Source organism: Streptomyces sp. NPDC086787 (genome assembly GCF_044745865.1).
GTDB lineage: Bacteria > Actinomycetota > Actinomycetes > Streptomycetales > Streptomycetaceae > Streptomyces.
In genome coordinates this window covers 504,552-529,349 of the sequence record NZ_JBIVBC010000002.1, presented here as the reverse complement: position 1 = coordinate 529,349, position 24,798 = coordinate 504,552, and the positions used below count along the sequence as shown (strand labels likewise).

Sequence of the window (24,798 nt, the reverse complement as noted above, 5' to 3'; positions counted from 1 at the left end):
CGGAGTCGAGGGGTGCGCGGCGCGCGACTACGATGGGCCTGTCGCCCCGTCGAGGGCCCGATGAGGGGCTCGGCCCGAGCCCTGGAGCACGGCGACGCCGGCGCCCCGCAGTGGGCAGGATCCGTGTCGCCGCACTTCATCATGACTTCTCAGCACCAGCAGGGAGCACCGTCATGACCGCTCAATCCGCCACGATCGTCCTGGAACGCCCGGCACAGGAGCTGGCCGACGCGACCTCCGGCCACCCGTTCCTGTACGAACTGAAGCCGATGGAGGCGCGCAAGGTCCTGGACGACCTCCAGGCCGCGCCGATCGACAAGCTGCCGGTCGACGAGGAGTGGATCACCGTAGCGGCCCCCGTGGGCGACGTGCGGGTGCGCATCGTCAGGCCGCAGGGTGCCACCGGAACACTGCCCGTCGTGCTGTACATGCACGGTGGCGGCTGGGTCCTGGGCAACGCCGCCACGCACGACCGTCTGGTGCGGGAGCTAGCGGTCGGCGCGGGCGTGGCGGTGGCCTTCGTCGAGTACACCCCCTCGCCCGAGGCCCGCTACCCGGTGGCCATCGAGCAGGGCTACGCCACCGCGCAGTGGATCACGCGCGAGGGCGCCTCCAGGGGCCTGGACGCGAGCCGTATGGCGGTGGCCGGAGACTCGGTCGGCGGGAACATGACCGCCGCGCTGGCCCTGATGGCCAAGGAGCGCGGCGACGTCGCGTTCATCCAGCAGTCGATGTACTACCCGGTCACGGACGCGAACATGGACACGAAGTCCTACGAGCAGTTCGACTCCGGCTTCTACCTCAGCCGCAAGGCGATGGAGTGGTTCTGGGACGCCTACACCGTCGACCCGAAGCAGCGCGACGAGATCACCGCCTCCCCCAACCACGCCGCCACCGCACAGCTCACCGGCCTGCCCCCGGCTCTGCTGATCGTGGACGAGGCCGATGTGCTGCGCGACGAGGGCGAGGCGTACGCGGCCAAGCTGCGCGCCGCGGGTGTCCCGGTCACCACCGTGCGCTACGACGGCACGGTGCACGACTTCATGATGCTCAACTCGCTCAGCGAGTCCAAGGCCACCCGGGCGGCGGTCGACCAGGCCATCTCGATCCTGCGGGACGCCCTCGGCACCGGATCCGCCTGACGAGGGGAGCCGAGGGAGCCGGGGCGGCTCAGGTCGCGGTCGCCCCGGCAGCGGCACGTCCGGCCTGACGGCCCGAGAAGATGCAGCCGCCGAGGAACGTGCCTTCCATGGAGCGGTATCCGTGGACCCCGCCCCCGCCGAAGCCGGCGACCTCGCCTGCCGCGTAGAGACCGGGCACCGGTTGTCCGCTCGCGTCGAGGACGCGGCCCGAGAGGTCGGTCTGGAGGCCGCCGAGGGTCTTGCGGGTGAGGACGTTGAGGCGTACGGCGATCAGCGGACCCGCGCTCGTGTCGAGGATCCGGTGAATGGGGGCCGTGCGGCTGAGCGAGTCCCCGATGTAGGTGAGAGCGTTGCGGATGCCCATGACCTGGGCGTCCTTGGTGTAGGGGTTGTTGATTTCGCGGTCCCGTGCCTCGATCTGCCGTTTGAGGGAAGTCAGATCGATGAGGTCGGTGCCGGTCAGTCTGTTCATCCCGGTGACGAGTTCGGGGAGCGTCGAGGCCACCACGAAGTCGGCGCCCCTGTTCTTGAACCGCTCGATCGGTTCGGGGGTCTGCCAGATCCGTGACAGCAGTTTCAGGATGTCCTTGTTGGTGAGGTCCGGGTTCTGTTCGGAGCCGGAGAGCGCGAACTCCTTCGCCATGATCTTCTGCGTGGTGACGAACCAGGAGTAGTCGTAGCCGGAGGCGGTGATCGACTTGAGGGTGTGGAGGGTGTCGTACCCGGGGATGTCCGGGCTGTCGAACCGTTGGCCGGTCGCGTCGAACCACATGGACGACGGGCCTGGCAGGATCCGGATGCCGTGGCCCGGCCAGATCGGGTCGTAGTTCCTGAGGCCTTCGGTGTAGTGCCACATCCGGTCGGGGTTGACGATCCGTCCGCCCGCCTTCCGAGTGATCGCCAGCATACGGCCGTCGACGTGCGCCGGTACGCCGGTGACCATGAACTTCGGGGCGGTGCCGAGCCGGGCGGGCCAGTTCTGCCGGATCAGGTCGTGGTTGGCGCCGATCCCGCCGGAGGTCACGACGACCACCGGAGCGCGGAGTTCGAAGTCGCCGACGACGGTGCGGGAACTGGACGTGCCGCGGGCCGCGTTGCTGGGTTCCAGGACGGCACCCCGGACACCGGTGACCGCACCGTTGGTGGTCACGAGTTCGTCGACCCGGTGCCGGAACCTGAATGTCACCTTGCCGTCGGCGACCGCGGCCCGCACCTTCTTCTCGAAGGGTTCGACGACCGCCGGCCCGGTGCCCCAGGTCACGTGGAAACGGGGTACCGAGTTGCCGTGTCCGTCGGCGCGGCCGCCGCCGCGCTCGGCCCAGCCGACCACCGGGAACCACTGCATGCCGAGGCTCGCGAGCCAGGAGCGCTTCTCGCCCGCCGCGAAGTCCACATACGCCTCGGCCCACTTGTGGCCCCAGTGGTCCTCGCCCGCCGGGTCGGTGACCCCGCGGTCGAAGCCGGCCGTGCCGAGCCAGTCCTGCCAGGCGAGGTCCTTGGAGTCCTTGACGCCCATCAGGCGCTGCTCGACGGAGTCGACCATGAACAGTCCGCCGAAGGACCAGAACGCCTGGCCGCCCAGGCTGGCCTCGGGTTCCTGGTCGAGGAGCAGCACCTTGCGCCCGGCCGCGGCCAGTTCGGCGGTGGCGACCAGCCCGGCGAGCCCGTGTCCCACCACGATGGCGTCCGCGTCCTGCGACCCGGCGGCGAAGGCGGGCAGGGTCTGGGCGAGGGTCGCCGCCGCGAGCACTCCGCCGGCGACGGTCAGAGCACGACGGCGGGTGAGGGAGCCCGGGACTGGTGTGTTCTGCATGTCCTGCCTTCCGAGAGCGGGCAACGGGAGCGGGCAACGGGGCGTGGGGGTACGCGGGGTGCCCTTGCGACGGCAAGGTGTTACCGAAGGTAGCCCAGCGGTTCCCGTACGACCAGACCGCTGCACGGCGAACTCCGCCGGCTCCCCCGCGCGGGCGCGGTCGGGTGAATCCCGCACCGGCGAGTGGCCGGGTGCGCGCCGACGGGAAGGCCCTTGTACGTACCGGACGAGCGAGGGTCAGGGAGCACCCCGATGCCGAAGTTCCTTATCCAGGCCAGCTACACACAGGAGGGCTCCAAGGGCCTGCTCCAGGACGGCGGGACCGGCCGCCGCGCCGCCGTCGAGCAGGCCGTCGGCCAGTTCGGAGGCACGGTCGAGGCCATGTACTTCGCCTTCGGCGAGGACGACGTCATCATCATCGCCGACTTTCCGGATGCCACGTCCATGGCCGCCATCAGCCTCACCGTCAAGGCGAGCGGCGCCCTGCGCACACGGGCCACTCCCCTGCTCACCCTCGAGGAGATCGACGACGCGGCCCGCCGTCACGCCGACTTCCGCGCCCCCGGCGCGTAACCACGCCCGGCGCACTCCTCTGCGGCGAAGGGGGGGCGGAGCGATGCCGTGCGTGCCCCCCGCGCGCCACCTCCCGTCCACCCTCCGTACCGCCGAACGCGGGAACCTGGCGGCATGCGCCAAGAACCCGTATCGCCCACGGTCCACGAGGCGGCCGTCGACTCAGTGGACGCCCTGCTGTCCCTGCTCGCCGACTGCGAGGACAGCTGGGACACCCCCGACCGGTCCGGTGATCCCGTGGACATCCTCGACCACGGCCTTCAGGTGGCCGCGGTCCTCGCCGAGCGGTATCCGGACGACGAGGAACTCCAGGTGGCCGGGCTGGTCCACGACATCGGTCACCACCTGATGCCCGGGGACGAGGCCGGGCACGGGGAGCAGGCGGCCGAGGCGGTGTCCGCTCTGCTCGGGCGGCGCGTCGCCCGCCTCGTGGCGCTCCACATTCCCGCCAAGCGCTGTCTCGCGGCCACCGACCCGCACCTCGCGCTCTCCCCGGAGAGCGCCCGCACCCTCGGCCACCAGGGCGGAGTGATGACGCCCGAGGAGGTCGCCGCCTTCGAGGCGGACCCCGACTTCCCCTCGGCGGTGGCGCTGCGCCGCGCCGACGACGCGGGCAAGGTCGTCGGCCTGCGGGTACCCGGCCTCGACCACTGGCGGCCGACGGTGGAACGGGTGGCCGCGGCGGCCACGGGGCACGGCGGCACCGCCTGACAGGCGACACCGTCCGACACGAGCGGCCCTCCGACAGGAGCCCGCCCCTGACGGCGCCGCGGCGCCGTCAGGCGCCGGGCTGCTGTGAGTCGACCATCGCCTGAAGCAGGTCGCGCAGGGAGCGCCGCTGGTCTCCGTCGAGGGCGACGAGCGGGTCGCGCGCGAACCGGAGGCGGGAGCGGAGGTCCTGGGCGGCCGCGCGGCCCGCCTCGGTGAGGGCGATGCGCTTGATCCGCCGGTCGGTGGGATCCGGTACCCGCTCCACGAGACCCCGCTGCTGGAGCCGGTCCACCATGCCGGTGAGGTTCGACGGATCGGTGCCGATCCGCTCGGCGAGCCGCCGCATCGGGAGTGCCTCCTCCACCGCGAACAGGACCTTGACCTGCTGCGGCGTAAGTCCGTGGTGGACCGAGGCGGTCTCGTACTCACGGCCGTAGAGGGCGGTGATCTTCGCGAAGAGGGCGATTACCTCGGTGGTGAGCTGGTCCGGGGTGTCCATGGCTGGAGTCTAGTCCAGCTGCTTGCGCACCACCATGGTTGACAAAGATGGTGGTACTCCATAAGTATTTACAACCATCACCTCGTACTCCCCCGGAAGGAACGTCATGTCCTCCAACTCCGCCAAGGTCGTCCTGATCACCGGCACGTCTTCCGGCATCGGTCTGGAGGCCGCGATCGCGGCCGCCCGTGCCGGGTGGACCACGGTCGCCACCCTGCGTGACCCGAAGCGGGCCGACGCGTTGCGCGACGCGGCCGACCGGGCCGGCGTCACGCTCGACATCCGCCGCCTCGACGTCACCGAGCCGGCCTCCGTGGCCGCCGCGATCGAGGGCGTCATCGCCGACCACGGCCGCCTCGACGCGCTGGTCAACAACGCCGGCGCCGGTCATGTCGGCACGATCGTGAACGAGACCGTCGACGATGTGCGCGACGTGATGGAGGTCAACTTCTTCGGCGTCGTGGAGGCCACCAAGGCCGCGCTGCCGCATCTGCGGGCGTCCGGCGGCAGGCTGATCAGCGTCACGTCCATCGGCGGTGTCGTCGGGCAGCCCTTCAACGAGGCCTACTGCGCCGCCAAGTTCGCGGTGGAGGGTTTCATGGAGGCTCTCGCCCCGGTGGCCGCCCGGCTCGGAGTGGCCGTCTCCGTGGTCGAACCCGGCGCCGTGGCCACCGAGTTCGTCAACAACATCGGCATCGACCCCGAGCGCCTGTTCGCCGAGGCCGGCGACTGCGCGCCGCTGCTGGAGAGCTACGTCACCCGCACCATGGAGCAGTTCTCCGGCGCCGCCCAGACTCCGGCGCAGGCGGCGGCCACCGTGATCGAGGCCCTCACCTCGGAGCAGCCCGCCTTCCGGCTCCAGACCTCCGACGCGGCCCGCGCCTTCACCGCCATGAAACTCGCCGACCAGGACGGCTCTGCCGTCCTCGGCCTGACGGGCGCCTGGCTCGGCTGACCGGTACGTGTACGCTCCCGGGCCGCGCATCCGGGCGGACGCGGGAGCGGGAACTCAGTCCTTCAGCATCTCGTCACGCACCGGAATCCAGTCCAGGGCGGATCGGATGCCGTCCTCCAGGGACAGCTTCGGCGTCCACCCCAGGAGCTCGGCCGCCCGGTCGCTCCTGGTGTAGCCGCCGGCGACGTCACCGGGTCGCGGATCGGCGTCGATGGTGGCCAGGGGGGTGCTGACGACGTTGTTGAACGCGGCGCACAGTTCCCGGACGGTGGTGCCCGAGCCGGTGCCCAAGTTGATCGCGATCGAGCGCTTCGCACTCGCGAGGACGGAGTCGAAGCGCTCGATGGCCGCGACATGGGCCGCGGCGAGGTCCCAGACGTGCACGTAGTCCCGGATGCCCGAGCCGTCGCGCGTCGGGTAGTTCGTCCCGGTGATCGGGAACGGACGGCCTTCCCGATGTGCCTGGATGAGCACGCCCAGGGCATGGCTGGGCCGCTTGAGCTGGAGACCGGTACGCAGCTCCGGGTCGGCCCCGACCGGGTTGAAGTACCGAAGGGACAGCACACGCGGCCCCGCCACGGCGATGTCCTCGAACATCCCCTCGCACACGGCTTTGGTCCGCGCGTAGGGGCTCTGTGGCGCCAACGGCGAGTCCTCGTCGACGGGCGAGCCGTCCTCGGCACGGTAGATCGAGGCCGAGCTGCTGAAGATGACGCGGTCGCAGCCGTTGCGGTGCAGGTGGTTGACGAAGGCCAGGCTCTTGGCCACGTTCGCCTCGTAGTAGGCGATCGGGTCCGCGACGGAGTCGGGCACCACGATCAGCGCCGCGCAGTGCACCACGGCGGAGATGTCGGGGTGCTCCGAGAAGATCCGGTCGACCAGTGCGCCGTCCGCGATGTCGCCCTCGTAGAACGTGCGACCCTCGACGAACTCGCGGCGGCCCCGGACGAGGTTGTCGAGGATCACCGGGGTGATGCCCGCGTCCAGGCAGGCCGAGGCGACAGTGCTGCCGATGTAACCGGCTCCCCCGGCGACAAGCACCTTCACCACGAAGTTCTCTCCCGGCCTCGTTCCGAACCACGTCCGAACCACAGCGGACGACGGGAAGCAAGGCTAGCGGAGAGACCGGTCGGGGAGCGCGGCCGCTCCCGCACGCATCCACGCCCGTGTGCCGAACGACGCGCACGCCCGTGAGGCCACCACGGCGGCCTCGCGCAGCGCGTCGGGGAAGCCTCCCGGAGACGGGGCGCCCCGTAGGGCGAGGCCGTGGGCGAGGGCGCCGTGCAGGGCGTCGCCCGCGCCCAGGGTGTCCACCACCGTCACCTGGGGGACGTCGACCGTGCCACCGCAGTCCGGACCCGCCCAGATGACGGGGCCCGCGCCCCGAGTGACCGCGGACCAGGCGACGCCGTGCTCCCGCAGGAGGAGCAGGGTGTCGGCCGGTGTGCGCGCACCGGGCGGGTGGAAGTCGGACGAGCAGACCGCCACGTCGACCCACGGCAGCAGCTCCGGCACACCGTGCTTCCAGCTTCCCCCGTCGAGCAGGGTCGGGCGCCCCGCGGCACGGGCGGCGCGGGCGGTGGCCACCGCGAGGTCCATGTGGTGGCCGTCGAGCTCCACGATGTCGCACGCGGCCACCAGCGCGTCGAGCCCGGCGGGCGGGGCGAGCCGGTGGCGGCCCGCGTTGGTCGATGCGACCGCGCGTGCCCCGCTCGACGCCGTGACCAGGACGGTGGACACGGCTGGCGGCTCGGGCGAACCCTCCGTCAGATCCGACACGGCGACACCGAGTCCGGCCAGGTCGGACAAGGCCGCCGCGCCCAGCGGGTGGGAGCCGACCGCCGTGAGCAGCGTGGCGGCGCCGCCCAGATGACTGAAGACCGCGGCCGCGTTCGCCGCGGGACCACCCGCCGCGATCACCTGCTCAGCGGCCGTCAGTTTCTCGTCGTCGCCCGGCACATGGTCCACGAGCTGGATCACGTCGAGTGTGCACAGTCCGACGAACAGCCCCCGGGGGCGCCTCAGCCTCACCGGCCCCACCTCCTACCGCGGTCCCGTCACCGGAGCGGGAACGCGTTCCGAGGTCATCGGTATCACGTCCGGACCCTGGCCAGGTGCGGTGGCCGGTAGGGTGTGCCGCGTCACCCAGACCCGGCCGGAGGCACGACATGGACAGCAGTACCGCCTGGCTGCGTCGCTACGGGGCCGAGCCGGCGGCCGCCGAGGCGAGACTGGTCTGTCTGCCGCACGCGGGCGGCGCGCCGACGTTCTTCCGGGACTGGCCGCGGCTGATGGCTCCCGAGGTGGATGTGCTCGCGGTCTGCTACCCCGGGCGGCAGGACCGCTTCGAGGAGCCCTTGATCACCGCGATGGCCCCGATGGCCGAGGCGGTGGCCACAGCGCTGGTGCCGCTGGCGGACCGGCCGCTGGCGCTGTTCGGGCACAGCATGGGCGCGGCCGTGGGGTATGAGGCGGCACGGCTGCTGCGGGACCGTCACGGGATCGAGCTGTCGTACCTGTTCGTGTCGGCCATGGTGGCTCCGCACCGGCTCCGCCCGCGTACCCGGCATCTGCTGAGCGACGACGAGCTGGCGGCCGAACTCCTCGCGCAGGGCGGCACCGCCCCCGAGGTGCTGGCGGACGACGGGCTGCGCGCGATGGTGCTGCCCGTGGTGCGGGCCGACTTCCGGCTGATCGAGGCCTACCGGCGCGACGTCGACGCGGAGCCGTTGGACACACCGGTCCTCGCCTACCACGGGCTCGACGACCCTTGCACCGACGAGGAGTCCGTGGGCGAGTGGCGGCGCCGCACCCGTGCGGCGGCCGGGACCAGGTCCTTTCCGGGCGGGCACTTCTATCTGGGTGAGGCACTGCCGGAGCTGGCCGCGGACGTACGGGAGCGGCTCCTGTCGTCGGTGCGCGGGGTGCCCGGGCCGTCGTGTGCGGCGCGGGGGCGAGCAGCGTCCACGGCGGGTGAGCTCACCCACCTGGCGTGAGTCCACGCACTCCGTAGGGTGAACGCCGCCACCGGGCGGACCTCGCCGACGGCGGAGGGCGGCCCCGGGTACTAGCGTCGGGTCCTGTGCTGCTCAGCTACGCATTCGTGAACCTGAAGCCCGGAGTCGGGAAGACGACCAGCGCGGTCTGGCTGGCTCACGCGCTCCACGAGTCGGGTGTCCCGCCGCTGCTGGTGGACAGCGACCCCGCGTCCTCCGCGCTGCGCTGGAGCGAACTGGCGGGCGGGTTCCCGTTTCCGGTGATCGCCCTTCCGGTGGGCGATGTGCACCGGCGCGTGAACGACTTCCTCGGCAACCGGCAGGCCGTCGTGTTCGATGCCCCGCAGCTGGAGGACCACGCGAAGATCGCCCGCAGCATCATGCGGTACGCGAGCGAGTGGATCGTTCCGGTGACGCCCGCGCCCATCGAACTGGACCGCATGGCCCCCATCGGCGGGGAGATGGGTGACATGCAGTCCCTGCGCGCCACACCGGCACGAGCCGCCGTTCTGCTGAACCGCACCAACCGCCCGGACGCCACCCGCACCGGCCCCGACGCCGACGCCCGCGAGGCGCTCACCGAGCGCGGTTTCGACGTGCTGGCCACACACATCCCGCGACTCGACCTGTACGCCCAGTCGTTCGGCGGACCGGTCACGGTCAAGGGCTCGGCCTACATGGAGCTCGCGGAGGAACTCGTCAAACGTCAGGACACGCGATGAACCAGCGCAAGGACACCTACCGGGCCGCTCTGCGGCGCGAGCCGCAGAGCACGGCCAAGCGCTCGTCCAAGGTCACCGAACTGCACACCCGCTACGTCCGGTTGACCATCGAGTTGTCCCCGGCGCTCTCCAACGACTTCAGCCGCTGGGTCGCGGCGCCCGTGTCCGCGCTGGGCAGTGCCGGGGCCGCCGTGCTGCGTCCGCTGACGCGCTGGGACGTGATGGCGGACGCGGCGGTGGTGGCGTCGGCGCTGATGGGCGACGTGGTCCGGCCGCGGTCGCGGAACTCGGGCGAGTAGGGCGCGCCTTCTCCCGTCGTCGTCACGGGCCCGTCACTCCCTCGCCGTGACGGTCTGGTGGGCTTGGTGGCGCACGTCGGGGTGCGGGTGCGCGCGCAGCAGGCGCAGCAGTGACCGCCATGCCTCGGGCCAGTCAAGGAAGGCGCCCGTGGGCGTCACCAGACCGGTCGCGAGCAGACCCGCGGCCGTGCCGCCGTCCCGGGCCAGCCGTTCGGCGGCGGCGAGCACCGCCGCGGAGTACCCGGGCAGCGCGAAGTGCGTCCGGACCGCCCAGAGCCGCCCGGAGATCCGTACCGCGGCGAGCACACCGGCGCCCTCCAGCATGTCCGCCAGCTCCCGGAGCCGCGGGTGGAGTTCGGACGGGTTCGTGGTGCGGTTGAGCAACTCGGTCTGAAGTACGGCGCGTTCGGCCGCCAGCAGCGGTTCCGGCGCGAGCTGTGCGATGACCGCTTCGAGCAGCTCCGGGGGTACGGCGGAGCCGTCGACGCGGGACACCAGCGCACGCAGGCGTTGCAGCGCCGGCAGGTCACGGTCGTGAAGCGCGTCGCGGCCGCCGTCGGACGTGTGCAGCGCGGCCAGCAGTCCGGCCACCGCGCCGTGGAACACGCTGCCCGGCGCGGCGCCGCCCAGGGGATGCGGCAGCCCGGAGCCGAGCAGCGCGCTCAGCGCCGACGCCGCGTGGTTCCAGCCGGTGCGGTCGTCCAGGTCGCAGACGGCGCGGGAGAGCCGGAGCCTGAGTTCGGGCTCGTACCGGCACCACTGCCCCGCGCCCAGCGTCATCGAGTGGCCGAGGGAGCCGTCGAGCGCGAGGGAGGTGTCGTAGGCCGTGCCGACGGCGCTGGCGTACGCGCGGCGGTGTGCCTCGGCCACCTCCCAGGGGCTGACCTCCATCAGGGCGCCACGTACGGACTGGGCGTCGTCGCGGGCGGCGTCGGCGAGGAGGCTTCGGCTCGCGGGTTCGCCGAGCAGCGGCGGCAGCGCGCGGACCACGGCGGTCCGCACGTCCGGATGGCTGTCGGCGGCGTGGAAGGCGTCCGCCAGCAGGGCCGACGCCTGCCGCGACGGCAGGAAGCGGACCGCCAGCCGTGCGGCCTCCTTGCGGGTGGTCACCTTCGCGGGCTGCCCTGCGGTCAGCAGCCCGGCCAGGGAGACGGCGAGTCGGGACGGGGCAGTGAAGCGGGCGGCGCGGGCGGCCGCGTGCCCGGCGACCCGGGCCCGGTCGCCGCCCGCGTGCCGCAGCAGCACCGGCAGGGCTTCCTCGGGCCGGTCGGTCCAGGAGAGCGCGCCGAGGGCCGCCTCGGCGAGGACGACGTCGGAGGCGTCCGCGTGCTGGAGCGCGAGGGCGAAGCCGAGTTCCGGGACCGGCGCCGCGGCCCTGATCAGGGCGGCCCGGTCGTCGAGCGGCAGCGAGTGGTCCGCGGCTGCCCGTGCGGCGAGCCCTGCCGCCGCGCGCCGCTGGCGGGGCAGCCAGCGGCCGCTGTCTTCGAGGTCGGGCAGCGGGCGGCGGGCGCCGCGCGCCAGGAAGCGACCGTACGGCGGAGTGTCGTCCAGCAGCGGGTCCAGCAGGTCGGTGCGCCACCGGGTGAGCACGCGCAGTACCGGGCCGAGGACGACCGCCGACGGTTCGAGCGCGATGATCCGTGCGACGCGTTCGCCGCGTGTGGCGGGTGCGGCGAGCCACAGGGCGGCGGCCGCCTCGAAGGTTGGGTCGTCGCCGTGTTCCAGGGCCCTGACCAGCATGTCCTGGAGGCCGGGCAGACGCCGGGCACGCGGGCCCAGCGCTGCGGCGAGGGCCAGCAGCAGGCGGAAGTCGGCCCGTCGCGCGCCGGCGTCCAGCCAGGGCCGGAGCGCCTCGAACACCTGCCGCTCCTGGCCTCGTCGCAGCACCCGGTGCAGCGGCCCGAGGTCGGGCACGCCGACCCGGCCCGTGATGCGTTCCATGGTGCGCAGCGCCCAGTCCCGCAGGGCCGTCGCCTCGCCGGCGCCGTGCTCGTCGTCGTCCGTGACGTGTTCGACGAGGACGCGCACGGCGAGTGAGCGCAGTGCCACCAGGCTCTGGTCCGAGACGTCCCGTGCTTCGAGGGCGTCGCCGGCGATGCGGTCCAGCGGCGCCGCGTCCTCGGCGGCGAACACCCGTGGGTGGGCCTCGGCGAGCGCGTCGAGCGCCTCGCGTCGCACCAGGTCCTGATCGTTGCGCAGTCGCGCTGCCGCGGCCAGCGTCGCGGTGATGGCCGTGCGGCTGCCGTCCCGGCCGGCGCACTGCACCAGGAACCGCCAGGCGCAGGCCCGGTCGTCGGCGTCCGACCGGCGGACGGCGTCGAGCAGCACCGGGCGAGCCTCGGCGAACGGGCCGTGGGCGAGCGTGTCCGTCTCGTCCCACCAGTTGTGGGGTTCACCGGTGAACTCGGCGGCCTCCCTGCGCACTTCGGCCCAGCGGCGCTCGCGGGGCAGCAGTTCGAGGACCGTCGGAGCCGCGCCCTGGGGAGACCCGAAGGCGGTGACCGCGTCCAGGAAGGCGGGGCGCCTGCCGGGGGCCATGGCCTTCAGGAGCGCGGCGAAGTGGTGGCTGCGACGCAGCCAGTGCCAGCCCAGCACGGGCAGTGACTCGGGGGCGGCGCGTACCAGTGCGCGCAGCACGCCGGGCGGTGGGCAGGGCTCGTGGCGGCTGGGACTGCGCTCGGGTGAGGTGAGCCAGCGGACGACGCGCTCGGCGTCGGTGGCGACGAGCGGGCCGAGCGCCCTGACGAGCGGCGGGGTCAGTGTGTCGGGGCCGTATCCCTCCAGCAGGGCGAGCAGCCCCTCGGGGCGCGAGGGTGCGAGCGCGGCGGCCGTCGTGGCGTGCACGCGCCACCACTCCTGACGCTGGTGTCCGGTGACCCGGTCGGCGAGAGCCGTCTCGGCATGGCCGAGCACCGGGTCGGGGTGGCGGCGTGCGAGCCGCGTCCAGCCGTCGACGGCGTGCGCGAGGTCGGGCAGTTCCCGGGCCACGAAGGCGGTGGAGCAGGCCGGCAGCAGTCGTGCGGCCTCGGCGTCGCCCCACTGGTCACGCAGCCGGACGACCAGCCGCTCCGCGAGTTCCGTACGGCCGCCCGAGAGGAGCAGTCGCGCGAGGTTGCCGCGCAGTGCGGCGGGCGCGTCTTCGTACGCCGCCTCCACCGTCGCGTCCGGTACGGCCGCCGGCCGCGCCGCGCGCAGGGCGTACCCGGCGACGACCCGGTCGGGGTCGGCCAGCCGCTCCGTGAGGAACCCGGTGTCTCCTCCGGCGAGGGCGGCCAGCGCGCCGAGCCGCCGCTCGTAGGTACCCCCCGCGTCGAGGTCCGCGAGCAGCGGGGCGAGCCGACCGTCGTCCGCGAGTGCGCGGGCTGTCCGCGCGGTCAGCGTGAGGCGCTCGGGGAAGGCCAGCGGTTCGAGTGCGGAGAGCAGATGCTCCGCGGTGCTCAGCATGCGCCGATTGTGTCGGGCGGGATCCGCTCGGGCGATCGAATGACAGGGCGGCCACGACGCCGGTCAGCCCTCGGGCGTGGGAGCGGCGGGCGGATCGTCGAGGAACGTGGCCGTGGGGACGTGGAACAGACAGCCCGTCATCGCGGTCGAGAAGTCGAGGATGCGGTCGTGCGCCGCCCGGCCGTCGCCGAGGAACATGTTCCGCAGCATCCGTTCGGTCACGTCGGGGGTGCGGGCGTAGCCGATGAAGTAGGTGCCGAACTCACCGTCGCCGAGTGTACCGAACGGCATGTTCTCTCGAATGATCTTGCGCTCGTCGCCGTTCTCGTCCGTGATGGTGGTCAGGGCCACGTGGGAGTCGGCGGGCTTCACGTCGTCGGGGAGTTCGACGTTGGTGAGCTTCGTCCGCCCCACGGCGTCCTCCTGCCGCTCGGCCGGCAGGGCGTTCCACGCCGCCAGGTCGTGCAGGTACTTCTGCACGATCACATAGCTGCCGCCCGCGAAGCCGGGGTCCTCGTCGCCGACGAACACCGCCTCGTCCGCGAGCGGGCCCTCGGCGTTCTCGCTGCCGTCGACGAACCCGAGCAGATCGCGCTCGTCGAAGTACTTGAAGGCGTGGACCTCGTCGGTCACCGTGACCGCGCCGCGCAGCCGGTCCGTGATGAGCCGGGCGAGTTCGAAGCACAGGTCCATTCGGCGGGCCCGTACGTGGAAGAGCAGGTCCCCCGGTGTGGTGGGCGCCCGGTGGCGCTCGCCCCGCAGCTCCACGAACGGGTGCAGGTCCCGTGGACGGGGTCCGCCGAAGAGCCGGTCCCAGGCCGCCGAGCCGATGCCGACGACCTGGGTCAGCTCGTCGTCGGGGGCGCGGAAGGCGACGGAGCGGCGCAGCCCGGAGAGGTCCGGGAGCAGGTCGCGGACGGTGTCCTCGCCGCCGGGGTCGATGGTGACCACGAGGAACACCGTGGCTTTGGCCGGTGGGACCACCACGGGCTGGGACTCGACCACAGGCCCTCCTCCGCTCCGCCGCCGCCCTGGCGCTTCCTGGCAGGTCCTGTCCATCCTGCTTCGCCCCGGGGAAAACCGCGCGGGAAGCCATCGGGGCGCAGCGCGGCGCGGGCTTGCGTAGGCTGAAGAGGCTCGGGGCCCGTACGGCGGTGGTGTGCTGCGCCGTCGTGTGCCGCACCGAGGAGACGGATGTGATCGAGCTGGCCGCGGCGTTCGCGGTCGCGGGCGCCGCGAGCAACGCCGTGGGCACCGCGTTCCAGCGCAAGGCGGCGTCCGCCAGCACTCGCGGTGGTCTACGACTGCTGCTGGAGCTGGCGCGCCGCCCGGCCTGGGTGATCGGCGTCGCCGGTGTCGCGGGGGCGGCGCTGTTCCAGAGCCTCGCACTGCTCAACGGGCCTCTCGCCCTGGTGCAGCCCCTGTTCATCCTGGAACTGCCGTTCGCGCTGCTGGTCGCGGCCCCACTGATGCACCACCGCCTGTCCCGGCCGGGATGGTGGGGGGTGGCGGGGGTGGTCGGCGGGCTGGGACTGGTGCTCGCGGCCGCCGCCCCGCACGGCGCGACCCACCAGGCCTCCATGGGGCGCTGGCTCCCCGCGCTGGTCCTGTGCCTGGGGTCGATGGCCGCGGCTCTGCTCCTGGCGCGCCGGAACACCCCGGCGGCCCGTCGCGCCGCGATCCTCGCGGGAGCCTCGGCCGTGGGCAACGCGCTGACCGCCGCCCTGCTGAAATCGGCGACGGGCACCTTCGCCGACCAGGGGTTCACGGCGTTCCTGCGGTCCTGGCAGACCTACGGATTCGCGTTGACGGGCGTGGCCGCGGTGCTGTTCCTGGAGAACTCCCTCCAGGCGGGTCCGCTGTCCGCCGCGCAGCCCGCGCTGACCATCGGGGACGCGACGGTCAGTCTGGCGCTGGGCATCACCCTGTTCGACGAGCGGATCCGTACGGGCTGGTGGCTGCTGCCCGAGGTGCTCGGCGGCCTGCTGATCGTCATGGGTGTGCTGGTGCTCAGCCAGGCGGAGCGGTTCATCGCCCAGCCCGCGCAGGAGAGCCGTGAACCGTGCCGCGGCACGGTGGAGGACCCGCAGCGCAACTGAAGACGCAACAGCGTCGGACCGGCGCCGACGGTCGGCTGTCGGCTGTCGGCCCGTAACCTGTGCTCCGTCGGCAGCAGGAGGGGACCCCCACGTGACGAGTCGCGTCACCTTCATCACGCCCGCCACGGGGCCGTCGCTTCGGCAGGCGCGCTTCGACGACGACGGCCCGGTCGACGAGGCCGGCGCGGCGCGGGCACGGTCGGTGGCCGGCATGCTGCCGTCGGCCGCACACGTGGTCACCTCCCCGAGCGTGCGCTGCCGGGAGACGGCCGCCGCGCTCGGTCTCGACGGCGGGCCGGAACCGCGGCTCGCGGGCCTGGACGTGGGGCGCTGGCGGGGCCGTACCCTCACTGAGGTCGGCACGGCGGAGCCGGAGGCCGTGGCCCGGTGGCTGTCCGACGCGGGCGCCGCGCCGCACGGCGGGGAGTCGGTGCGGGACCTCTGCGGGCGGGTCGCACGCTGGCTGGACGACACCCTGGAGACGGACGGCCGTACGCTCGCGGTGGTCGAGCCCGAGGTCGTGCGGGCGGTGGTCGTTCACGCCCTGGGCATGTCCACGGACGCCTTCTGGCGGTTGGACGCGCCACCTCTGACGGCCGTCGAACTGAGTGGGCGCGCCGGACGCTGGAACGTACGCCTCGGGCGACCGCTTGCCGGTCCGGACGCGGGCACGGCCGACTGACGCCGACGGGCTCAGGAATCGCGGTCCCGGTGGAGACGCAGCCGAGCCGCTATCGCGCAGCGCAGGCACGCGGAGTCCGCGCCGGCAGCGGTGTCGCACGGTTCGGCGGCGCGTGGGTGTTCGTGGCAGTCCAGCGGGGCGGCGACGAGGGACTCCAGGTCCTGGAGGAGTTGCTCGGTGCGCTTGGCCTGCTGGGCGAGTACGCGGACGCGGGCGCTCTGGCCGCCGATCTGGCGTCGGCTGGCCATCAGTTGCTCGTATTCCTCGACGGTGAGGGCGACCGCCTCCCGGCCTCCGAGGGTGATGCGGCGCGGCTGAAGGTGTCTGGCCAACTCGGTCCTCCGCTCCTCGCCCTGTCCTGTGTGCCGGAGAACGCGAGAGGGCCCCCGGATGGTTCCGAAGGGCCCTCTGCTGTCCTGAAGGACTCAGTTGGTGGCGGAAACCGTCCGCCCGGCCGTGGCGGCCGCGGGCTTGGGGTTCAGCTGCCGTTCGGCCAACTCGCCGAAGAGCAGGCCGAATCCGCCCCACAGCACGGCCTGGATGGCCAGCGCCGAGAGCCGGAACCGCCACAGCAGGGCGGCCGGGAAGTCCTTCGGCACCTCGTTGATGACCGGCAGGAAGGCGAACGCCAGCCCGATCACCACGGCGAACGCGGTCACCGCGGTCACGGTGGCCCACCAGTTGCCCAGTGCGGGCGCGAGCCGCTTGCCCAGGATGGTGGCGGCCACGGCCAGCAGCGCGCTGAGCGCCATCATCAGGAAGTAGAGCGTGGTCCGCTTGGAGATGGTGTCGGGGTCGCCGACCGACGGCGGGTTGGCCGGGTACTTCAGGAACGGCACGACATACACGGCCAGCAGCGCGCAGCCGGAGAGCAGCAGCGCGCTCGCCCGGGGGCTGAAGCGGCCGATGCGGCCGAGCGCGAAGCAGAAGGCGAGCGCGGCGATGCCGCCGAAGGCCACGCCGTAGACCAGGACACCGGTGGCGAGTCCGGCGGTGGACTGGAGGGAGCGGGAGACGACTTCCATCTCGTGCTCGTGGGAGTGGGCGTCCTCGAAGCTGATCGCGCTGTCGACGTTCGGCTCACCGAGGAAGTAGGCCACGATCAGGGCGAGCACGCCGGCCGCCAGGCCGGCGAGCATGCCCCGGACGAGAAGGTTGCGCACGGTTGCGGAGTTCATGATGGTGCGGCGTCCCTCGGGTCAGTGGCAGGGGAAGCCGAGCAGGTGGCGGGCGTCGTGAACCCACTCATGGACGTCCGTGCCGTTGATCACGGAGGTGGCGCCCTGTTCGGCGCCGACGAAGTAGAGCAGGACGAGCATGAGGACGCCGAAGAAGACCGCCCAGGGTGCTATTGCCTTCAGCGGCAGCGTGGCGGGAACGGCGGGGGTGTTGGCTGTCGGCTGGGCGACGGTCTGCGCCATGGCAGGACCTCCTCTGGGAGTTCGCGTCCCATCTCGGTGGTGCACATGACGACGGCCACGGGTCTGACTCACAAGGTGCTCCAGAGAACTGGGGCGTCTCGCTCACAGTGGCGCGACCGTGCCGGACTCACACCGGCTTCCGTCTCGCCGTCGTCGATATCGGACCGACCGTACCGCGTGACGCGGGCACGGCCAAGACCGCGCCCGCGTCACGTGATCTTCCTCTCCGAGGAGCAGTGCTACTTGGCGCCGAAGTCCTGCGTCCACCACGGTCCGCCGGACCCGTTGTGCACGCCGACGCCGAGTTCCTTGAACGAGCAGTTGAGGATGTTGGCGCGGTGGCCGGAGCTGTGCATCCAGGCGTCCATCACCGACGCCGGGGTCTGCTGGCCCGCGGCGATGTTCTCGCCGTACGTGGACCAGCGGTAGCCGGCGGCGGTGATGCGCTCGCCGGGGCCCTTGCCGTCGGGGTTGGTGTGGTCGAAGAAGCCGCGTGCGGCCATGTCGTCGGAGTGCTTCTGCGCGGCGTCGCGCAGCTGGGAGTTGTCGGTGACCGGGCCGCAGCCGGCGGCCGAGCGCTCCTTGTTGACCAGCGCGATGACCTGGCCGACGGTTCCCGCGGGGGCCGACTGCGTGGTCGTGGTGCTGGACCGGCGCGACGGGGTGGCGGGCTTCGCGGGCTTGGGGGCGGTCCTGGTCCTGCGGGCGGTCGGGGAGGAACTCGGGCTCTTCGACGGGGAGGCGGAGGGCGAGGAGGACACGGACGGCGACGCCGACGGTACGGGGGAGGTCGCCGGGGCGTCGGCCGCCTCGATCTCCGCGAGCGGTGTGGTGGGCGTCTTGGCCGCGGTGTCCGTCCCGGTGCCGGGATCCGTGCCGAAGTACCAGATGCCGGTGCCGAGCAGGCAGGCCGCGGCGACCGCGCCGCCGAGGGCCCGCTGCCGGTTGCGGCGCTGCCTGCGCGCCGCTGCCCGGGAGGTCGTCTGACCGCCGTCGGAGCGGCGCCTGGCGGCGGCCCTGCCGCCCCCGGCGGGACCGCCCGTCGCGCCCAGCGCCGTTGTTGCGGCCACCGGGGCCGTCGCGCCGAGGCCGGCCCGCGCGCCCGCCAGCAGCGCGGCGGTCACCGGGACCAGCGCCAGGCCGGCGAGCAGGCCCTCGACGGGCATGAGTCCGCTCCACCGGCCCGCGCAGCTCACGCAGTCGCGGGCGTGGCGGGCTATTCGCTTGCGCCACAGCGCGGAGGGCCGGCCGTCCCAGGTGCCCAGCATGCCGCGCAGTTCCTCGCAGGGCGGCTGCGCCTCGAGGGCTCGTACGACGACTCGCGCCGCGTCGAGCTGTGCCTTCATCCGCTGCACCTGCACCGCGGTGTGCTGCGGGGACAGTTCCAGGGCCTGCGCGACCTCCGCGCGGGTCAGTTCGCCGGCGCACTCCAGCCACCACAGGGACAGCAGGCTCTGGTCGTCGGGCTCCAGCCAGCGGGTCGCGCGGGCGGTCTCCTGGCGCTGCCCGGACAGTTGCAGCCGCAGCATGGTCAGGTCCACGAAGTCGGCGCCGGGGTCCGCGGACTCGGCGGCCTCCTCCACGGCACCCGGGGCCAACTGGCGGTCCTGCCAGTGCGCCCGGACGCGGTTCATGGCGATGGCCACGAGCCAGGAGCGGAAGTTCTCCGGGTCACGCAGGCCGCCCAGCCCGTTCAGGGCCCGCAGCATGGTGTCCTGTACGACGTCGTCGACGTCGACCGAGCCGTTCAGGGCCCGGCCCACGACGTTGTACACGAGCGGCAGGTACGCGTTGACCAGCGCGTCCTGCGCCGCCTGGTCGCCCTCGCGGGCGGCGGCGACGAGTGCGGCCGAGTTCACCATGTCCTGTGTGCTCATAAGAAGACTTCCCTGTCCTTGACGCCCGACGATGATGTCCGATGACTGGGAGACCTCCACGAGCGTCCCCGATAACAGTTCTTGGGACAGTAGTTCGGGGGTTGCTCACATCAGGGAGGGAGTTGGGAGCCTTCGTACCGGTATGCCCTCCATAGGGTGTTGTGCACGTCACACCCCGGTCGACGGTCGGACCGTTCAGTGATGCCGGGTCATGTGGGCGAGGGCCTGTTCGGCGCCGTCGGGCGCGAAGGCGCCGTCGATGCCCTCGGCGGCTCCCTCGGCGGCCTCGGCGGACCGCGGCAGCAGGACGCTCTCGTAGGCGGTGACGGCATCGTCGAGGGTGGGTCCGGCGGCGAGGGCACGGGCGAGGTCGGCACCGTCGAGCATGGCGAGGTTGGCGCCCATGCCGGAGAACGGCGACATGACGTGCGCGGCGTCACCCAGGAGGGTCACCCCGGGGGTGTGCTCCCAGGTGTGCGGGACGGGCAGGGCGTACAGGGGCCGGTTGACGTAGCCGGTGTCGGTTTCGGTGATGAACCCGAGCAGGTCGTCGCTCCAGCCGGTGAACGCCTTGAGGAGCGCGTCGCGTACGGCGTCGGCGTCGGCCAGGTCCACGCCCCGGCGCTGGTGCCAGTCCTCGTCGGTGCGCATCCCGACGTAGACACGGATGTGGCCGCCGCCGTTCCGCTGGGCGACGAAGCCCTGGTTGTCGTCGAGAGCCATCATGGTGCCTTCGCCGGCGAGGGCGGCGAGTGCCGGGTGGCGGTGGTCGGCGTCGTCGAGCCCCGTTTCGACGAAGGTGACGCCGGTGTAGACGGGCACGGCTTCGCTCAGCAGGCGGCGGACCCTGGACCAGGCGCCGTCGGCGCCGACGACGAGGTCGACGTCGGCGGTGTCGCCGCCCGAGAAGTGCAGCCGGTGGGTGCCCCCGCCCAGCGGTTCGGCCCGGGTGAGCCGATGGCTCCAACGGACGGTGCCGGGCGCGAGGGAGTCGAGCAGGAGGTCGCGCAGCCGACCGCGGTCGATCTCCGGGCTGCCTTCGTCGGTGCCCGCCTCGGGCGGGGTCGCGTCGAAGAGGATCCGGCCGTCACGGCCGGCGAGACGCATCTGCTGGCCTTCGGGCCTGGCCAGTTCGAGGAACTGCTCCCAGAGACCGGCGGCGCGCAGCGCCTGTTGGCCGGATTCGGGATGCATGTCGAGGGTGCCGCCCTGGTCGCGGGCGGTGCGGGACGCGTCGAGGTCGTGGACGGACACCGGGATGCCGTGCTGTTGCAGGACGCGGGCGCAGACGAGGCCGCCGGGGCCGGCTCCGACGATCGCGATGCGGGGGCTGGATGCGGACATGGCGAGGAGTCCCTTCTCTCAGGGATGTTTCGGGGATCAAGGGAGGTTTCGAAAATCCGAAACGGAGGATGGTGCGGCCGGGACCGTGCCCGTCGACCGCACCACCACAAAACCACACTCGATCCAAAAGTGCAACGAGACAACTTTTCTACTCGCTCAACCAGTCACCCGAGGTGTTCCCGGACGACAGCCAGGGCCGCCGCCATGATGCTGAGCTGCGGGTTCACCTCCGGGCAGCCGGGCAGCACGGACGCGTCGGCGATCAGCACCCCGTGCACCCCGCGCAGCCGTCCCCTCCCGTCCGCCGGGAAGCGCTGCGGGTCCGCGCCCGCGGCGACGGTCCCGGTGGGGTGGTAGGCCGACAGATGCAGCTGCCGCACGGAGGTGTTGGCCAGGACGGCGTCCAGTTCCGCCGAACTGCGCACCCGGGGCGTGGCGGTGATTCCGGTGAGGACCTCCTCGGCGCCCGCGGCGAAGAGGAGTTCACCCATGACGCGCACGGCCCGCATCAGGCGTCCGGCGTCGCGGCCGTCGAGGTCGTAGCGGAGCAGGGTCCGGTCACGGCCGAGGACACGACCGGAGGGCCGGTCGGCGATCATCGCGCCGAGGGTGGCGAGCCGGTCGGCGCCCTCCAGTTCGCCCCGCAGTTCCGCGCCGAGTCCCGGCAGCACGAAGGAGCCCATGCCGGGCGGGGTCGCGGTGGCCTCGACGAGGATGCCCGCGTCATGGTGTTCCTCCACGCCGACGCTCTGGAGCACGCCTTCCCAGGCGGTGACCGGCTCCGCGAAGCGCCCGGCGACGCTCGTCGCGGGGTGCACGCTGAGGTTGCGGCCGAGCCGTGGGTGGCGGCCCAGGCCGGAACGGCGCAGCAGCGGCGGCGACTCGAGGGCGCCCGTGGCGACCACGACCAGGGGCGCGAGGATTTCGATCGCACCGCCCTCCCGGCGTACCCGCACCCCGGCGGCGCGCGGCCCGCCGGGCCGGTCGGTGTCGACGAGGACACGTTCCACCCGGGCGCCGGTGACGATGCGCGCTCCGGCCGCGCACGCGTCGGGCAGCACGGAGAACTGGACGCTCTGCTTGGCGCCGGTCGGGCAGCCCACCACACACTGGCAGGAGCCCTTGCAGCCGGTGGCGTTGCGGCGCAGCGGCGCGGCCCGCCAGCCCAGTTCGCGCGCGCCGGCGAGAGCGATCCGGCCGTTGTTGCCGAGGACGTCCAGGGGCTGGGTCGCCACGCTCAGGATGCGCTCGGCCTCGTCCAGCAGGGGGCCGAAGCCGTCGGCGAGGCCGAATCCGAAGTCGGTGCCCCAGCGGGCCAGGACGTGGTCCGGAGTGCGGTAGCAGGTACCGGAGTTGACGACCGTCGTACCGCCGACGGCGCGGCCGGTCGGCAGCAGCAGAGGTGGGCTGCCGAGGGCGAAGGTCGCTCCCGCGTCACGGTAGAGCCGCGTGAAACGGTCGAGCGGGGTGTGCCGGCCGAACCATTCGGTCGAGTGGTGTTCGCCCTCTTCGAGGACGACGACGTCGAGCCCGGCGCGGGCGAGGGTCAGCGCGGCCATGGCGCCGCCCGCGCCCGATCCGACGACCACGGCGTCGGCCGTGGAGCGCGCGGGCCACGCCTGGGCCGGGGTGCAGTCGAGCGGCGGGTCCCGCCGTGCCAGTGGGGGCGTCACCGGCGGCGCCTGCTCCAGCATCCGCTCGGTGCCGGCCGCGAGGAGCACGGGGACCTTGACCACGTCCAGCAGGGCGTGGAGCGTGGGCCGGGTGCCGAGACCGGCGAGTACGGACTCCCGTTCCGCCGGGGAGAGCGCGGCCAGTCCACGCCCGGTCCGGGCCCTGGCGTAGGTCTCCAGGCCGTGCGCGGCAGCACGTACACCGGTCCGGGCGGCGCGCGGCATGGCGGCGAGCACGGACTCCAGTCGTGCGGGGACCCGGGCGGGCCAGCCCGTGGTGCCGTCGTCGGCGATGAGGGCGGCCACCAGGCCTGGGACGCTCATCGGGCGCCCACCTCGGCGTGGGCCGTGCCACGGAGCGTCCACTCGGCCTCGGTGCGCCAGCCGCCGAACCACCAGCGCTCCAGCAGGACGTGCGCGTCGGCGCGTTCGCTGTTGCGGCACACGGCGTGGGAGCCGTCGGGGTCGGTGTAGTCCAGGGCGAGGGTGCGCTCCGGCGGCTGAGTGACCTCGACGCGGATCCGGCGCAGTCCGGCGCGGCCTTCGACCGTCCAGGTGGGCAGGCCGACGGCGGCGCGGAAGCGGCCGAGTCCGGCCCAGCCGACCGCCGACCGTTCGGCGCGCCGTGGCCAGGTACGGCCGACGTGCCGCAGTCGCAGGAACACCAGTGGCGGAAGCGCGCGCAGAACCGGCCGGGTGGAGACGGCCGCGACGATCTCCAGGACGTCGCCGCCGCCGAGGTCGGCGTGCAGCCAGGCCCAGCGGCGGGCGTTGCCGTGGCCGTAGATCCGGGCGGAGGCGCCCGGGGCCGCGGTGAGCGTCAGCGTCGTGCCGTCGTGGGTGAAGGTGCCGTCGTAGCGGGCGCGCGCGGCGGGCAGGATCTGGGCGGCGGGCAGCAGCGGGCGTCGCCAGGACCAGCGGGGGAAGGTGAACAGCGGCTCGGCGAGGGGCCTTTCGGTGAGCTTCCAGGAGAGTGCCCCGTCCTCCGCCGACCCGGTCAGGGTTCCGGGCAGGGCCGTGACCCCGTTGACGGTGAAGCCGGCCGCTCCGGGGGGCCAGGCGGCGGGACCGAAGCGGGCGTGCCGTACGGGCCCGTCCTTGGGGAACACCGCGGCCCAGCCGTGGGCATGGGGTGCGGATCCGTCGGCGGGCGCGGTGAGTTCGTGGTGGAGCCACAGTCCGCTGCCGGTCGCCGGGTCGGTGACGGTGGTGTACCAGACCTCGGTTCGGCCCGGTTCTCCGTTCCAGCGTGGGGCGTGCAGCGCGCCGGTGTTCTCCCGGCGCGGGAAGCGGAAGCTCGCGAGGAACGGCAGGAGCCCGGTGGTCACCGGGAAGCGGAGGGTGCCGGTGCCGATCCGGGTGCCGTTCTCGTACAGGGTGTAGGGCAGTACGGTCATCGAGGCGACGGGCCTGCGTGGAGTCACCGACTTCCAGCCGTCGAGCGTCAGCCGCCGGCCTTGGGCGGTGAACGTGAGGCGGTAGCGGATACGGCGCCTCGCGAGCGGCGAGATCTCCAACTCGCCGATGACGTCGGGGTCGTCGGCCCAGTCAGCGATGCGTACCCGGCCGGTGGCTCGGGCCTCGGTCGTGCCGGTCGGCCGCAGCACGCGGTCCGCCGAGACCCGCAGGTCGAGGCGGATCCGCCGGGTGCCCTCCGTGTCGTCGAGCCGCAGGGTGCCGAGCATCGTCTCGGTGAAGACGGTGCCGCGCTCCGGCATCCCGCGGTCCGGGCGCGCCCCGGCCTCGGTGGCGGGGTCCGCGCTCATGCGAGGCCGTCCAGCATGATGCGCTCGGTGGCGGTCAGGTAGTCCTCGGCGGCCTGCCGGGCGGCCGCCTCGTCACCGGCGGTGACCGCGTCGATCACAGGTTCCAGGCGGGCCCGGGCCGCCGCGGCGTCGGTGAAGGGGCCCCGCAGCGCGGCGCGTACCGGCAGATAGGCGTTGAAGAGGGTGTTGGTCAGCAGGAGATAGACCCGGTTGCCCGTGGCACGGGCGAGGGCGCGGTGCACCTCGATGTCCGCCAACTGCACGGCGTCGGCGTCCGCGGCCTCCCCCACGGCGGTGAGCAGCAGGCGCAGTTCGGCGTGTTGCCGGGCGGTGGCCCGGACGGCGGCGCGTCCGGCGATCAGGGTTCCTATGCCGCGCCGTACTTCGAAGATCTCGCCGATCCAGTCGGGGCTGTGCCGTACGAGCATGGGGAGCAGGTCGGCTCCGCCCACGCGCAGGTAGTCACGCACCCGGGTGCCGACGCCGTGCCGGGTCTCCAGCAGTCCCGCCTGCACGAGGCGGCCGAAGGCGTGCTTCAGGGTGGTGCGGGTGACGCCGTAGCCGTCCGCGAGTTGCCGCTCGGGCGGCAGATAACTCCCGGCCGGATGGCGGCCGGTGAGGATGTCCTCACGCAGCCTGCCCTCCAGGACGTCGACGATGGTTTCGCGCGGCAGGGTCTCCACCCGGTCCTCCCAGTGGCTCAGTGGATGAGCCACTCAACCAACAGACGTGGACGAAAGTCAATGGGTGGGCCATGGAAGAGGCCCGGACAACTCGATGTG

Annotated in this window: 23 protein-coding genes and 1 riboswitch; of the genes, 9 read left to right on the top strand and 14 right to left on the bottom strand. The window is 72.9% G+C overall.

Annotation, left to right across the window (positions count from 1 at the left end):
- The first annotated feature begins 173 nt into the window (after positions 1–173).
- The gene (locus ACIPK3_RS08625; protein ID WP_402567461.1) at positions 174–1,142 is read left to right on the top strand and encodes an alpha/beta hydrolase; all 969 of its coding nucleotides are present in this window, start codon (positions 174–176) and stop codon (positions 1,140–1,142) included.
- Between the two features lie 28 nt (positions 1,143–1,170).
- On the opposite strand, the gene ACIPK3_RS08620 is transcribed toward ACIPK3_RS08625, so the two are convergent.
- Positions 1,171–2,955 carry an FAD-binding dehydrogenase gene (locus tag ACIPK3_RS08620; protein ID WP_402567460.1) on the bottom strand — a complete coding sequence of 595 codons (1,785 nt, stop codon included), beginning with the start codon at positions 2,953–2,955 and terminating at the stop codon, positions 1,171–1,173.
- Positions 2,956–3,207: 252 nt separating this feature from the next.
- Here ACIPK3_RS08620 and ACIPK3_RS08615 point away from each other — a divergent pair, with 252 nt between their 5' ends.
- Positions 3,208–3,528 (top strand): GYD domain-containing protein, encoded by a 321-nt coding sequence (locus ACIPK3_RS08615; protein ID WP_402567458.1) that lies wholly within the window; start codon positions 3,208–3,210, stop codon positions 3,526–3,528.
- A 114-nt stretch (positions 3,529–3,642) separates the two neighbouring features.
- Positions 3,643–4,239: an HD domain-containing protein gene (locus ACIPK3_RS08610; protein ID WP_402567456.1), complete on the top strand. Its 597-nt coding sequence runs from the start codon at positions 3,643–3,645 to the stop codon at positions 4,237–4,239.
- A 67-nt stretch (positions 4,240–4,306) separates the two neighbouring features.
- On the opposite strand, the gene ACIPK3_RS08605 is transcribed toward ACIPK3_RS08610, so the two are convergent.
- Positions 4,307–4,738 (bottom strand): MarR family winged helix-turn-helix transcriptional regulator, encoded by a 432-nt coding sequence (locus ACIPK3_RS08605; RefSeq protein WP_402567455.1) that lies wholly within the window; start codon positions 4,736–4,738, stop codon positions 4,307–4,309.
- Between the two features lie 106 nt (positions 4,739–4,844).
- On the opposite strand from ACIPK3_RS08605, the gene ACIPK3_RS08600 reads away from it, so the two are divergent.
- Positions 4,845–5,693 (top strand): SDR family NAD(P)-dependent oxidoreductase, encoded by an 849-nt coding sequence (locus ACIPK3_RS08600; protein WP_402567453.1) that lies wholly within the window; start codon positions 4,845–4,847, stop codon positions 5,691–5,693.
- 54 nt (positions 5,694–5,747) lie between these two features.
- Here ACIPK3_RS08600 and galE read toward each other — a convergent pair whose 3' ends face one another.
- Both galE and ACIPK3_RS08590 read right to left on the bottom strand, forming a co-directional pair.
- Complete coding sequence (galE, locus tag ACIPK3_RS08595) at positions 5,748–6,743, bottom strand: UDP-glucose 4-epimerase GalE (protein ID WP_402567451.1); 996 nt, start codon at positions 6,741–6,743, stop codon at positions 5,748–5,750.
- A 63-nt stretch (positions 6,744–6,806) separates the two neighbouring features.
- Positions 6,807–7,724 (bottom strand): PfkB family carbohydrate kinase, encoded by a 918-nt coding sequence (locus ACIPK3_RS08590; RefSeq protein ID WP_402567450.1) that lies wholly within the window; start codon positions 7,722–7,724, stop codon positions 6,807–6,809.
- 137 nt (positions 7,725–7,861) lie between these two features.
- Here ACIPK3_RS08590 and ACIPK3_RS08585 point away from each other — a divergent pair, with 137 nt between their 5' ends.
- The 3 genes from ACIPK3_RS08585 (at position 7,862) to ACIPK3_RS08575 (ending at position 9,710) form a co-directional block, all read left to right on the top strand.
- The gene (locus ACIPK3_RS08585) at positions 7,862–8,689 is read left to right on the top strand and encodes a thioesterase II family protein (protein ID WP_402567449.1); all 828 of its coding nucleotides are present in this window, start codon (positions 7,862–7,864) and stop codon (positions 8,687–8,689) included.
- Positions 8,690–8,775: 86 nt separating this feature from the next.
- Positions 8,776–9,411: an AAA family ATPase gene (locus tag ACIPK3_RS08580; protein WP_402567447.1), complete on the top strand. Its 636-nt coding sequence runs from the start codon at positions 8,776–8,778 to the stop codon at positions 9,409–9,411.
- Positions 9,408–9,710, top strand: a complete 303-nt coding sequence (locus ACIPK3_RS08575) for a hypothetical protein (protein ID WP_402567445.1) — start codon at positions 9,408–9,410, stop codon at positions 9,708–9,710. Before ACIPK3_RS08580 ends, ACIPK3_RS08575 begins: the two co-directional genes overlap by 4 nt.
- A 33-nt stretch (positions 9,711–9,743) precedes the next feature.
- Here ACIPK3_RS08575 and ACIPK3_RS08570 read toward each other — a convergent pair whose 3' ends face one another.
- Together ACIPK3_RS08570 and ACIPK3_RS08565 are read right to left on the bottom strand one after the other, a co-directional pair.
- On the bottom strand, positions 9,744–13,154 hold the full coding sequence (locus ACIPK3_RS08570) for a hypothetical protein (RefSeq protein ID WP_402567443.1): 3,411 nt from the start codon (positions 13,152–13,154) through the stop codon (positions 9,744–9,746).
- Between the two features lie 63 nt (positions 13,155–13,217).
- Positions 13,218–14,159 carry a Dyp-type peroxidase gene (locus tag ACIPK3_RS08565; RefSeq protein ID WP_402567442.1) on the bottom strand — a complete coding sequence of 314 codons (942 nt, stop codon included), beginning with the start codon at positions 14,157–14,159 and terminating at the stop codon, positions 13,218–13,220.
- A 191-nt stretch (positions 14,160–14,350) separates the two neighbouring features.
- Between ACIPK3_RS08565 and ACIPK3_RS08560 the strand changes: the two genes are divergently transcribed.
- Positions 14,351–15,253 (top strand): DMT family transporter, encoded by a 903-nt coding sequence (locus ACIPK3_RS08560; protein ID WP_402567861.1) that lies wholly within the window; start codon positions 14,351–14,353, stop codon positions 15,251–15,253.
- A 91-nt stretch (positions 15,254–15,344) separates the two neighbouring features.
- Entirely contained in the window at positions 15,345–15,935 is a 591-nt protein-coding gene (locus ACIPK3_RS08555) for a histidine phosphatase family protein (RefSeq protein ID WP_402567440.1), read from the top strand.
- Positions 15,936–15,946: 11 nt separating this feature from the next.
- On the opposite strand, the gene ACIPK3_RS08550 is transcribed toward ACIPK3_RS08555, so the two are convergent.
- The 8 genes from ACIPK3_RS08550 to ACIPK3_RS08515 form a co-directional block, all read right to left on the bottom strand.
- The gene (locus ACIPK3_RS08550; RefSeq protein WP_402567439.1) at positions 15,947–16,267 is read right to left on the bottom strand and encodes a hypothetical protein; all 321 of its coding nucleotides are present in this window, start codon (positions 16,265–16,267) and stop codon (positions 15,947–15,949) included.
- Between the two features lie 93 nt (positions 16,268–16,360).
- Positions 16,361–17,113, bottom strand: coding sequence for a CbtA family protein (locus tag ACIPK3_RS08545; protein WP_402567437.1), 753 nt, complete (start codon positions 17,111–17,113; stop codon positions 16,361–16,363).
- A 21-nt stretch (positions 17,114–17,134) separates the two neighbouring features.
- Positions 17,135–17,356 carry a CbtB-domain containing protein gene (locus tag ACIPK3_RS08540; RefSeq protein ID WP_402567435.1) on the bottom strand — a complete coding sequence of 74 codons (222 nt, stop codon included), beginning with the start codon at positions 17,354–17,356 and terminating at the stop codon, positions 17,135–17,137.
- A 35-nt stretch (positions 17,357–17,391) separates the two neighbouring features.
- Positions 17,392–17,540, bottom strand: a riboswitch (cobalamin riboswitch).
- A gap of 55 nt (positions 17,541–17,595) precedes the next feature.
- Positions 17,596–19,233 carry a sigma-70 family RNA polymerase sigma factor gene (locus ACIPK3_RS08535; RefSeq protein ID WP_402567433.1) on the bottom strand — a complete coding sequence of 546 codons (1,638 nt, stop codon included), beginning with the start codon at positions 19,231–19,233 and terminating at the stop codon, positions 17,596–17,598.
- Between the two features lie 195 nt (positions 19,234–19,428).
- The gene (locus ACIPK3_RS08530; RefSeq protein ID WP_402567431.1) at positions 19,429–20,577 is read right to left on the bottom strand and encodes an FAD-dependent oxidoreductase; all 1,149 of its coding nucleotides are present in this window, start codon (positions 20,575–20,577) and stop codon (positions 19,429–19,431) included.
- A 164-nt stretch (positions 20,578–20,741) separates the two neighbouring features.
- Positions 20,742–22,574, bottom strand: a complete 1,833-nt coding sequence (locus ACIPK3_RS08525; RefSeq protein ID WP_402567429.1) for a GMC family oxidoreductase N-terminal domain-containing protein — start codon at positions 22,572–22,574, stop codon at positions 20,742–20,744.
- Complete coding sequence (locus tag ACIPK3_RS08520; RefSeq protein ID WP_402567428.1) at positions 22,571–24,016, bottom strand: hypothetical protein; 1,446 nt, start codon at positions 24,014–24,016, stop codon at positions 22,571–22,573. The genes ACIPK3_RS08525 and ACIPK3_RS08520 overlap by 4 nt, the downstream gene beginning before the upstream one ends.
- On the bottom strand, positions 24,013–24,732 hold the full coding sequence (locus ACIPK3_RS08515) for a FadR/GntR family transcriptional regulator (RefSeq protein ID WP_402567426.1): 720 nt from the start codon (positions 24,730–24,732) through the stop codon (positions 24,013–24,015). Before ACIPK3_RS08515 ends, ACIPK3_RS08520 begins: the two co-directional genes overlap by 4 nt.
- Positions 24,733–24,798: the final 66 nt, after the last annotated feature.